Annotated in this window: 8 protein-coding genes and 1 pseudogene; 3 read left to right on the plus strand and 6 right to left on the minus strand. The window is 43.8% G+C overall.

Going from position 1 to position 11822, the window contains the following annotated elements:
• Nucleotides 1-222: 222 nt before the first annotated feature.
• The 3 genes from BM528_RS12775 to BM528_RS12785 are packed head-to-tail and all read left to right on the plus strand — an operon-like array spanning nucleotide 223 to nucleotide 3884.
• The gene (locus BM528_RS12775) at nucleotides 223-1947 is read left to right on the plus strand and encodes a proline--tRNA ligase (RefSeq protein ID WP_071980138.1); all 1725 of its coding nucleotides are present in this window, start codon (nucleotides 223-225) and stop codon (nucleotides 1945-1947) included.
• A gap of 40 nt (nucleotides 1948-1987) precedes the next feature.
• On the plus strand, nucleotides 1988-2836 hold the full coding sequence (locus BM528_RS12780) for an MBL fold metallo-hydrolase (RefSeq protein ID WP_071980139.1): 849 nt from the start codon (nucleotides 1988-1990) through the stop codon (nucleotides 2834-2836).
• A gap of 22 nt (nucleotides 2837-2858) precedes the next feature.
• Complete coding sequence (locus tag BM528_RS12785) at nucleotides 2859-3884, plus strand: phospholipase A (protein ID WP_071980140.1); 1026 nt, start codon at nucleotides 2859-2861, stop codon at nucleotides 3882-3884.
• A gap of 8 nt (nucleotides 3885-3892) precedes the next feature.
• Here the strand turns inward: BM528_RS12785 and BM528_RS12790 are convergent, their stop codons facing one another.
• From BM528_RS12790 to guaB, 6 genes and pseudogenes are all read right to left on the minus strand, one after another.
• Nucleotides 3893-4792, minus strand: coding sequence for a histone deacetylase family protein (locus BM528_RS12790; protein WP_071980141.1), 900 nt, complete (start codon nucleotides 4790-4792; stop codon nucleotides 3893-3895).
• Nucleotides 4793-4863: 71 nt separating this feature from the next.
• Nucleotides 4864-6486, minus strand: coding sequence for a methyl-accepting chemotaxis protein (locus BM528_RS12795; RefSeq protein ID WP_071980142.1), 1623 nt, complete (start codon nucleotides 6484-6486; stop codon nucleotides 4864-4866).
• Nucleotides 6487-6852: 366 nt separating this feature from the next.
• Nucleotides 6853-7288 (minus strand): annotated as a pseudogene (locus BM528_RS18855) (integrase core domain-containing protein); the annotation flags it as partial.
• Between the two features lie 72 nt (nucleotides 7289-7360).
• Nucleotides 7361-8110: a PEP-CTERM sorting domain-containing protein gene (locus tag BM528_RS12805; protein ID WP_071980143.1), complete on the minus strand. Its 750-nt coding sequence runs from the start codon at nucleotides 8108-8110 to the stop codon at nucleotides 7361-7363.
• A 454-nt stretch (nucleotides 8111-8564) separates the two neighbouring features.
• Complete coding sequence (guaA, locus tag BM528_RS12810; RefSeq protein ID WP_071980144.1) at nucleotides 8565-10142, minus strand: glutamine-hydrolyzing GMP synthase; 1578 nt, start codon at nucleotides 10140-10142, stop codon at nucleotides 8565-8567.
• 190 nt (nucleotides 10143-10332) lie between these two features.
• On the minus strand, nucleotides 10333-11802 hold the full coding sequence (guaB, locus tag BM528_RS12815; protein ID WP_071980145.1) for an IMP dehydrogenase: 1470 nt from the start codon (nucleotides 11800-11802) through the stop codon (nucleotides 10333-10335).
• Nucleotides 11803-11822: the final 20 nt, after the last annotated feature.

Below are 11822 nucleotides of genomic sequence, written 5' to 3' on the forward strand. Positions count from 1 at the left end.
CCTGTGAATATGTCTTTTTATTTAATTGTGCAGCTGTAACTAGAAAATTCCTCCAACGCCGAATAGGTCTAAACCGTAGACGTTTCTCAACAGTTTTTTCAAAAGATTTCTTCACTCAACATAGATTATTTCAACATAAAGCAACGAGTGTATAGCCTAATGGCTCTCACTTAATTAGAATAGATAAGATCACATTTTTAATTTACAGGAATACTGGTTTACATGCGCACTAGTCAATATTTGCTCGCCACGCAAAAAGAAACACCTGCTGATGCAGAGGTTATCAGCCACCAGCTAATGTTACGTGCTGGAATGATTAGAAAGCTAGCGTCGGGGTTATACAACTGGCTTCCTTCAGGCCTTCGCGTTCTCAATAAGGTCGCTAATATTGTTCGCGAAGAGATGAACAAAGCCGGCGCTATCGAAATACTGATGCCTGTTGTACAGCCGGCAGATTTGTGGGAAGAATCTGGTCGTTGGGAAGAATATGGACCTGAATTGTTGCGTGTAAAAGACCGCCACCAGCGCGATTTCGTGTTAGGCCCCACTCACGAAGAAGTTATTACCGCCCTCGTTCGCAACGAAGTTAGCAGTTATAAGCAGCTACCGCTTAACCTGTACCAAATACAAACTAAGTTTCGCGATGAAGTTCGTCCTCGCTTCGGCATTATGCGTAGCCGCGAATTTACGATGAAAGATGCGTACAGCTTTCACTTAGAGGATTCTTGTTTAGAAGCCACCTATCAGAAAATGTATGACGCCTACAGCAATATATTCTCTCGATTGGGTTTAGATTTTCGTGCTGTTATCGCCGATTCTGGTTCAATTGGTGGCAATCATTCTCATGAGTTCCATGTATTAGCAGAGTCAGGGGAAGACGCCATTGCGTTTTCTAATAAGAGCAATTACGCCGCTAATATTGAAATGGCACCGGCTACAGCCCCTGAGAAAGCATCTGCCTCTGGCGCTGCACGTGAAACCAAGCCTGTATCTGGTCACACTTTAGAAGAGGCTCTTGGCAGTATTGATATTGCAACTAGCAATGCGGTAAACGTGTTTGTGGTTAAAGGGGCTGAAACTAGTGAAGACAACGCTGACGCTGCTCTAAATAGCGATGAGAAGTGGGTTGCCCTTGTACTTCGAGCAGACCACACATTAAACGATATTAAAGCCGAAAAAATTGATAGCGTTGCTACACCGCTTGTTCAAGCCTCTGCTGAAAAAGCGGCACAAGTATTAGGTGTTTCTCCTTTATTTGCAGATGCAACCAGCCTGAACATTCCTACTTACGTTGATTCAAGTGCTGCAGCACTCGCCGACTTTACTTGCGGTGCCGGTGAGCAAAACAAATTAGCTATAAATTCAAATTGGCCTGAAGAGATAAACGCGGTTGATATTCGTAACGTAGTCGCTGGCGATATATCTCCTGACGGTGAAGGTACCCTTGAAATAAAGCGCGGCATTGAAGTTGGTCATATTTTTCAACTTGGCAGGAAGTACTCTGAAGCCATGAATTGCGGTGTTTTAAGCGAAACAGGTAAGCATCAAACGTTAACAATGGGATGTTACGGTATCGGTGTATCTCGAATTGTTGCTGCCGCGATAGAGCAAAACCACGATAAATTTGGCATAAAGTGGCCAGATGCTATCGCTCCTTTCAAAGTGGCTATCATTCCCATGAACATGCATAAATCACATCGCATTAAAGAAACAGCCGAAAAGCTTTATGAAGAGCTATCAGGCTTGGGAATAGACGTACTTTTTGATGATAGAAAGGAACGTCCAGGTGTTATGTTTAATGACATGGAATTAATTGGCATACCTCATAGTATTGTTATTGGCGAAAGAAACTTGGATAATCAACAAGTTGAATATAAAAATAGACGAACTGGCGATAAGCAGTTATTAGATCTCAGTGCCGCTAAGGATTTCGTAGCCGCGCTCTAACATCTGACGTTGCCCGAACAATGAAGAACGGGGTGGGTATATGCGGTTAACATTTTACGGTGTAAGAGGGTCGATACCCACACCCGGAGCGGACTTTGTCCGCTACGGCGGAAATACAGCCTGTGTACATATAGAGCTTGAGGACGGCACGGATATCGTCCTCGACTCGGGTACAGGCATCCGCTTGCTCAGCCCCTATCTCATTCAAAAAACAACACCCATTAATATTTTACTTAGCCATAATCACTGGGACCACATTCAAGGGTTTCCCTTCTTTACGCCTATTTATCAAAAAGACCGAGAGATCAATATTTTTCCAGGACAGACCAATTTGGATGAGCCTGATCAGATCCTTAGGCAAATGGAAGGCTCTTTGTTTCCTGTGCCTAGAACTGCCCTTCATGCAAATATAACAATACAGCATCTTGATGCTCAGCAAGATGTCTTTTCTATTGGAAGTGCAACCATTAAGCGGGTTCCTATGAACCACCCGGGTAAAGGAAGCGCTTATTGTATCGAGGCAGATGGCTATAAAGTGGCGTACATCACTGACAACGAGCTTTACCCTCCCTACAAGAAAGAAACTGATTTTCAAACGTTCGCTACCTTTGCCAGTAACGCAGATCTATTAATCCATGACGCTCAGTACATGGGGTCAGATATGCCCGCAAAGAACGGATGGGGACACTCTGTGGCAGAAGAAGCTGTTAAACTTGCTATGGCAAGTAACGTTAAGCGACTCGCGCTATACAGTCATGACCCCGAAAGAACAGACGATGATATAGATTTTGTGGTTTCTCATTGTAATGACTTCGTATTAGCTGCAGAATCACCACTGCATGTCTTTGCATCAGCAGAAGGCCAAGTTTTGGACTTCAACCAACCGTAACTATCACCACGGAGAATAAAAGGTGACTTTAAAGCCTTTATTATTTATAGCATCAGTCGTTTTGTCACTCGGTGTTATCACTACTTCTGTCGCTCAAGAATCTCAAAACTCAGAAAGCCCTCAAACCTCTCAATCTACAGAATCCCCCAAGTCTGAAGAATCGTCGCAAGATAACGATTTGTCTTCCGCTATAGAAGAAGGCATCGAGGTTATCGATATTATTAAACGAGACACCACAACTGAAAGTGCCCTCGATAGTCGCTTAGAAGGCGACAAAGAGGCGTTAGATAATGTATTTGCTATTACTCAGCATCGCCAAAATTACCTTCTCCCTTTTACTCATATAAAAAACCCTAATTCGGCGGGTAATCAAGATCTTACGGAAGAAAACGTTGACAGCAAAGAAGCAAAATTTCAGTTAAGTATGAAGCTGCCACTTTACATGGAAGATACTGGTTTTGATGGCGTGTATTTTGGATTTACGCTTACGTCATTTTGGCAGTTATATAACAGTGAAGTATCGAAACCCTTTAGAGAAACCAACTACGAGCCTGAAGTTTTTTGGCAGAAAACCGGCGACTACTCAGTTCTAGGCTATAAGTTTAATACTTTTCAAGTAGGCTTCAACCATATGTCTAATGGGCAAAGTGGACTTCGCTCAAGAAGCTGGAATCGCATTTTTGCCTCAATTGTGTTTAGCGACAACGATGATATTTATTACTTAAAGACCTGGTACCGCGTGCCGGAAGATGAAAAAGAAGATCCTTTAGATCCAAGCGGCGACGACAATCCAGATATACAAGATTTTTACGGGCGATTCGAATTTGGTTATGGCCGTAAAATTGGCGCATTTAAAATGCTTGCGCTGTGGAGAAACAACTTAGATTTCAATGATAATCGAGGCAGCATTCAATTAGACGTGACCTATCCTATGTCAGATCGTTACGATCTTCTCATTCAATACTTTAATGGCTATGGAGATTCATTAATCGATTATAACCGTTCTCAAGAGCGTATCGGTCTTGGTTTTCAGGTTAAGTTCCTGTAGGTAAACGACTAGTCGATAACCCCTGCAGCTCGATAGAGTTGAATATGTACATCTACCAGCGCGTCAATATCGCGCTGGTAACCACCACCAATCACGGCAGCTATAGGTAATCCTTTGTGCTGCGCCAACTCAAATACCATTTTATCCCGCTCGTACACCCCTTGCGTTGTTATGTGTAGATGGCCTAAATCATCATTAACGTGTACATCAACGCCGGCATCATAAATTATGGCATCGGGCTGATACTGTCGGAAAGCCAGTGTAATAGCTTGTTCTAATGTCGATAAATACTCATCGTCTGCCGCCCCTTTTACAAAGCCAATATCAATATTAGAAACCTGCTTTCTGTGTGGAAAATTCTTTTCACCGTGCAGAGACAATGTAAAAATATCATTGTCATTTTCAGCCAGCTTGGCAGTACCATCCCCTTGGTGCACGTCTAAATCGATAATTAGAACATTATCAATACCCGGGTGCGCCTGCATGGCCTTGGCCGCCAGATAAAGATCGTTAAACAAACAAAAACCCGAGCCAAAATCTGCAAAAGCGTGATGATACCCACCGGTCAAGTTTAGCGCTTTGCCCGTTTCGATGGCGAGATTTGCCGTTAAGCATGTGCCTGCAACTGCCGTTCTTGTGCGCTCGATAAGCTGCTCAGACCAAGGAAAACCGATACGTCTCATGGCTTTTTTATCAAGGTTGCCGGTTGTGAGCTGCTGAACATACTCTGGGGAATAAAAACGCATTAGAAGATCGTTTTCTATCGGGTTTGGCTTACTGAACTGAGACGCGCTAATCCCCCGCCTCATTAGCTCATCTCTAATACCCTTGTATTTCTCTATTGGAAACCGATGCCTGTCGGGAAGCGATAATTGACTGTAAATAGGATGGAACACCAGCGGGATCATAAACTATTGATTCTCTTCAGACTGTATTTAAACAAGCTTAATAACTTACGTTAAATACTGTCAAAGCCCGCTTAGCGGGTCAAACTGTTCACCACCTTTTCAACGTTGTGTGACATATTCTTCATTGAACGAGACATATCGTCGCGCTGTGCTAATTGATGATAACGCTCAGCCGAAGACACAACATTGCTAATAATAGACTCTACCTGGCCCAATACGGCCTCTTGTTCATCCGCGGCTTCATTGAGCGCAACCACTACACTGGCGGTTTCTTGAATGTCTCTTACTACCGTGTTTAATCGCTCAAGCGCCGACTCAGCTTCGGCTGCATTGGTGTCTGAAAGCTGCTTACCTGAAGTCATGGCGGTTACAGCTGTTTTCGCTTCCGACTCAAAACTACTTAAAATATCGTTTATTTCTCTGGTAGATTGCTGCGTTTTAGCTGCAAGTGCTCTCACCTCGTCAGCAACAACCGCAAAACCCCTTCCATGCTCGCCGGCTCTCGCAGCTTCTATCGCAGCATTTAGCGCAAGCAGGTTAGTTTGATCAGCAATTTCATTAATTACATTCACCACTTTAAGGATATTAGTACTGCGTGTTTGAAGCTCAGTTACAATATCACTCGACTCTGTAACCGTTTGTGCAAGCTGCTTAAACCCAACGTTGGCTTTTTCGAATGTCTCATAGCAGCTGGCAACGTTTTGCTCAGAATTATTGGTTGCTACGGCAACTTGGTCAGTAATCGCCACAAGGTTTTGCACGATACCTTTTAACTTATCAGTACTGGTATCTAAAGAGCGAGATGTCTCTCTTTGCTCGCTGGCCCCTTCCATAATGGATTGACTAACACTGTCTAGAGTAGAAAATGCGCCACTCATTTCGCTTTCCGCATCTTGTAACTGCTCTACTGATGACTTCAGCTTACTCTGCAACGCACGGGCTGATTCAGCTAACACGCCTAATTCGTGATTACTTGAATAGGTTAGTGAATAATCATAATCACTATTTGCTAGATTTGAGATACAGGTAGCGATTTGCTTTGTTGGCTGAATAACCTGTGAACGCAATCTCGCAATAACATAGCTAAGAGACGCAATTGATAAAAGAACGGCAGCAATGAGGATAAGCCACAGCATATTACGAGTATCACTCTTGAGCGTTTTGATAGCGCCTGCTGACTGTGAGGCAATATCATCAGCAATGCTGCCTAAGAGCTTTGCAGGCTCTCTATCGATGCCGCGTACGTAACTATCCCCTACTTTTGGGTCGAATCCAGAATTCACAAAAGCCTCGTAACCTTCGCGATATTTTGTAGCCATAATACCGTGAGCTTTTTGAAACTGACGTATCTCTGTCTTGGCCTTTGCGCTAATTACGTCGTTTTGCAGCATCGCACTAAATTTTTTAGTGATTTCCTGCTCTCGAGCTTTAAATCGTTCCCAGTATTTTTCACGGTCAGCTTGGTTATGACCGCGAAGAAGCACATTTTTCCACTCTTGAACCTGTGTTTTAAACGTACTTAGCACATCGTTAACGTCGCGCTCAGACTGAACCAGCGTATTTTCAAGTTCATCAAAAGCATTTAACAGTGTGAATGACTTTAAAATTGACGCACCGTTGAGTAAAACAAGGAGAAAGAAACTGGCGAGAACGGGGGTAATGACCAAACGGCTTATGCTGGTGTACTTGAACACGATATGACCTTTAACTTAAAGATTAACAGCACTATTAGATGATATTTTCATGACAGTTGCGTTACGCTTAAGGTATAGCAGAGCATACTTATTACTTGCACTTTATACCTATTACTTTTTATGAAAGTGTTTTGGCTTAAAAATAAGTACCTAAAAACCTAAAGCTAAAACCAGCATGGCCTATAAACCTTCGCTTGCGTAAATATAGTTAAATATGGTTTAAAAGAAAGGTGCGGTAGAAATGAAAAAAGAGCCCTTTGGGCTCTTTTTGATTCGTTTTGCTAAAGTGGCTTATTAAGCTGATATCTTTGCTTATTGTGCCTGTTTTTTACAACTCCTGTCCACATTCCCTTAATTCACACAACTCTATATTAAAGTTTCCCAGTTTTTCTTGGTCTGTTGACGGTGGCAATTACCGAGACTTTCATGGGTTCGTTCTTCGTTATAATCCAGTCCCCAATACCAAGACTTTTCTCTGACCTGCCCGATAATTCCAACAAGTATGCATCTAGAAATTCTCTGCAGAATGAACCATAGGAGCGCTCAACGAAACCGTTTTGTTTAGGCTTACCGTGGCGGGATATATGTAGGCTAGCTTAACATAATTAGCTTGGTACTAATCAGTCAAGATAGCCGATATTAACCCGGTGCCATTATCCACACTAAGTTGCTTCGATAATCCTAGTACCGATTTTAATTGCTCAAGGGTTCGTACGACGATACGAACGGGTTATGAAATATAGACTTCGATAGCCATGGATTTCAGTGTCACTTTATCTACTACATTCAATGTTCTGAATCGTTACCCGCACATGCATAAAGGGGAGAAACTAGGTGTGTGCTGCTAGCGCACACACCAGACTAACTATCTATTTTATAATTTAATTCTACGGCGACTCGCCAAGCCTATTAAGCCAAGACCTATAATAGCCATTGAAGATGGTTCAGGCACAGCGTTAGCTGCACATTCTGGTAAAGTCGGATCTTGCGAGCATGTAACAATGTCAATTCCGCTAGTGATTAGGTTATCAACACCGAATCCAGCAATATAGCCTCCAGCATCAGTCTGATAAAATTCAACATTGTCAAAGGCGGTATCCGAAATTATTCCGAAAAAGCCTCGAGGAACAGCGTCAACGAAACGGTTATCAAATGGCGCGCTCTCAAATACTTGGCCCAAAACTGTCATTGCATAAGAGTCAGTAACATCACCGTCTAACCAATCAAAGCCAAAAACGAAACGCTCGGTGCTAAAGCTGATGTTAAAGCTAGGGCCACCATCACTACCGTTAATACCAAAAAAACGCGATCCATCTACGCTTTGAGAATCTGCGAATGTCGGTGTGAAGAAACTACCGTTTGTATCGACACTATCAACTACACCGATTTGATCGCTTGCTACGTCAGAAGAAGAGACGCTAAAGTCGCCTAAATCTAGATTGAACGCTGACGTGAAAAGATTTAAATCTTGGCCGTTAAAATCTTCTTCAATGGTAGAAAGACCATTCAAAGCGGCAATAAATGTGCTCCTGTCAGTGTAAGTCGTTATAATCGCTGAGTGTGCAACTGTGGGGAGCAGCGCTAGAGCGAAAATGACTGTAGATAAACACTTTCTTAATATCATTTTAGTTGTTCCTTTAATTTATAGCAATGTAACGATTGGCGGCCACTGATCTCAAAAAAGCAATTTTCATGCCAAGATATAAAATACTTTAAAGTCAACATTTTGTTGGTATTTGGTGAGTGGGAAAACTTTAATTTGTAAACAAACCTGACAGACAATGTTGCTGTGAAGTAAAGCGTCTTGCTTGGATAGGCATGCATTTATGCAAATCACGCTACCTATCATTACACAACTTAATCATTTATAAACTTTGACTTAGCGTCTAGTGTTTTTACAAAAGCGAGGTGTTCTTTTGTAATGGCTTTTTCTCTTGAGCATGAAAAGTCACACTAGCAACAATCGTTTGTAACGCTGCAGTGCAGTTAAAAGCCGAAAGCCTTGATAATCAAGGCTCTCGGTTTTATTAAAATTTTGAAGCAGCTACCCAACTGCGATTTTTAGTTAGTTAGCCCCCCTATTCCCACTCAATCGTAGCGGGAGGCTTGCCTGAAATATCATAAACCACACGGGATATACCATCGATTTCATTGATAATACGGTTAGACACTTTACCTAAGAAGTCATAAGGTAAGTGAGCCCAATGCGCCGTCATAAAGTCGATGGTCTCAACAGCTCGCAAGCTTACTACCCAATCGTATTTACGTGCATCGCCCATAACGCCAACAGAGCGTACCGGTAAGAATACGGTGAATGCTTGACTCACTTTTTGGTATAAGTCTGCGGCGTATAGCTCTTCAATAAAGATTGCATCGGCACGACGTAATAGATCGCAATACTCTTTCTTTATCTCGCCTAGTACACGAACACCTAAACCAGGACCAGGGAACGGATGACGGTAAAGCATGTCGTACGGCAAACCAAGCTCTAGGCCAATCTTACGTACTTCATCTTTAAATAACTCACGCAGAGGCTCAACAAGACCTAACTCCATATCATCAGGCAAACCGCCAACGTTATGGTGAGATTTAATTACATGGGCTTTACCTGTGGCTGAGCCAGCAGATTCGATAACGTCAGGATAGATAGTGCCCTGAGCTAACCACTTAGCATTGGCAAGCTTGCCGGCTTCTTCATCAAAAACACGAACAAACTCGTTGCCAATTGCTTTGCGTTTGAGCTCAGGATCTTCAATGCCTTCTAAACGCGCTAAGAAGCGTTCTTCTGCATCTATGCGGATAATGTTTAACCCAAAGTGGTCGCCAAACATTTCCATTACCTGATCAGCTTCGTTTAAGCGCAGTAGCCCATTGTCTACAAAAACGCAGGTAAGGTTTGTACCAATAGCGCGATGCAACAACATAGCAGTAACCGATGAATCTACACCACCGGATAGGCCTAAAATAACTTCGTCATCGCCTACCTTTTGCTTAATGCGCTCAATGGCATCTTCAATGATTGCGCCCGCTGTCCACAGTTTTTCGCACTTACACACATCCATAACAAAATGCGTTAATAACCGCATACCTTGACGAGTGTGAGTCACCTCCGGATGAAATTGAACTCCGTAGAACTGTTTTTCTTCATTGTACATTGCAGCATGAGGACAAGACGCTGTTTGCGCAATGGTCTCAAAACCTTCGGGAATAGCTGACACTTTATCACCGTGGCTCATCCATACATCAAGGCGGGCTGCACCATTGTCGCCAATCGCATCTTCAATTTTATCGAGTAATGGGCTGGGCTTGATAACTTCTACCTGTGCATAGCCAAACTCTCGTTTGTCTGAACCAAGTACCCCACCACCAAGCTGATGCGCCATGGTTTGCATGCCGTAGCAAATCCCCAACACCGGCACGCCGGCATCGAACACGTAATCAGGTGCTCGGGGAGAACCTTCTTCGGTTACCGACTCTGGTCCGCCAGACAAGATAATACCCTGTGGATTAAATGCGCGAATTTGTTCTTCGGTTACATCCCAAGCCCAAAGCTCACAGTAAACGCCAATTTCGCGAACACGACGTGCTATTAGCTGTGTATATTGCGAGCCAAAATCCAAAATAAGAATGCGTTGAGCGTGTATGTCTGAACTCATAAAAAGCCTTTTTTTCTCTTTTCAACCACTAAGCCATATTGCATCGTATGGCATCGCATTGCGTCATATAGCGTGGCAAAGTGTTTGTAAACAACCTGTCCGAGGCGTGGATGCCGAGGCCAAGCTCCCATGGGTGGGTTTACAGCGTGGTTGTGTCAGACACTCTACCCACGCTGAACGGTAACTCGCCTTAACCTAGACGGTAGTTAGGCGCCTCTTTTGTAATGCTAACATCGTGAACGTGGCTCTCACCCATACCTGCAGATGTTACACGTACAAATTGAGCTTTGGTGTTAAGCTCTTCGATAGTCGCACAGCCGGTTAAACCCATTGCTGAACGAAGTCCACCCATTTGCTGGTGAATGATGTTCGCGATAGGCCCCTTATAGGCTACGCGACCTTCAATTCCCTCGGGAACCAGCTTTTCAGCATTATTTGACTCTTGGAAATAGCGATCTGATGAACCGTGGCTTTGATTCATTGCGCCTAACGAGCCCATACCGCGATATGACTTATAATAACGGCCTTGGAAAAGCTCTACTTCTCCCGGAGCTTCTTCAGTTCCGGCCAACATGCTGCCTACCATTACGCAGCTAGCACCTGCGGCTAGCGCTTTTGCAATGTCACCAGAGAAGCGAATACCGCCATCCGCGATAACAGGAATGCCGGTTCCTTCAAGCGCTTCTGCCGCGTCTGCTACTGCTGTAATTTGTGGCATACCACATCCAGTAACAATACGCGTAGTACAGATTGAACCTGGACCTATACCTACCTTAACAGCGTCTACGCCCGCATCAGCTAACGCTTTAGCTCCCTCGCGAGTGGCAACGTTTCCTGCAATAATTTGCACATCGGGGTAGTCTTTGCGTACCTTCTTCACGCGGTCGATAACGCCTTGGGAATGACCATGGGAGGTATCAATTAACAGCACATCCACGCCAGCATTGACCAATAGTTCAATACGCTCATCGGTACCCGGCCCTACACTAACTGCAGCACCAACGCGCAAGCGACCTAAAGAGTCTTTACACGCATTTGGCTTATTTTCTGCCTTTTGGAAATCTTTTACTGTAATAAGCCCGGTAAGCTTGAACGCGTCGTCCACAACAAGGATTTTTTCGATGCGATGTTCATGCATTAAATCGAGCACTACGTCAGAGCTAGCGCCCTCTTTAACCGTAACTAGGTCATCTTTGCCTGTCATTACATTGCTGATTGGAAGCTCTAGACGCTTTTCAAAGCGAAGATCCCGACCTGTTACAATACCAATCAGGTTGTTTTCTTCATCTGTCACTGGGAACCCCGAGTAGCCTTTGCTTTTCGATAGCGCAATGACATCGCCTATGGTGGCGTCTTTCGTTACGGTAACAGGGTCAGATACAACGCCACTTTCATACTTCTTCACCTCAAGTACGTGCTTTGCTTGCTCTTCAGGCGTCATATTTTTGTGAATAAAACCAATACCACCTTCTTGAGCCAAAGCAATGGCCAGCGGCGCTTCAGACACTGTATCCATAGCGGCTGATACCATAGGGATATTCATAGTTACACCGCGCGTAAGACGCGTTTGTAAGTTAGCTGTATGAGGGAGGACGGTTGAGTGGCCAGGAACTAGCAACACATCGTCAAAAGTAAGGGCTTCTTGGATGATACGTAGCATGCAACAACACCTATTCAGTT

The organism is Alteromonas sp. RW2A1 (genome assembly GCF_001886475.1).
Lineage (GTDB): Bacteria > Pseudomonadota > Gammaproteobacteria > Enterobacterales > Alteromonadaceae > Alteromonas > Alteromonas hispanica.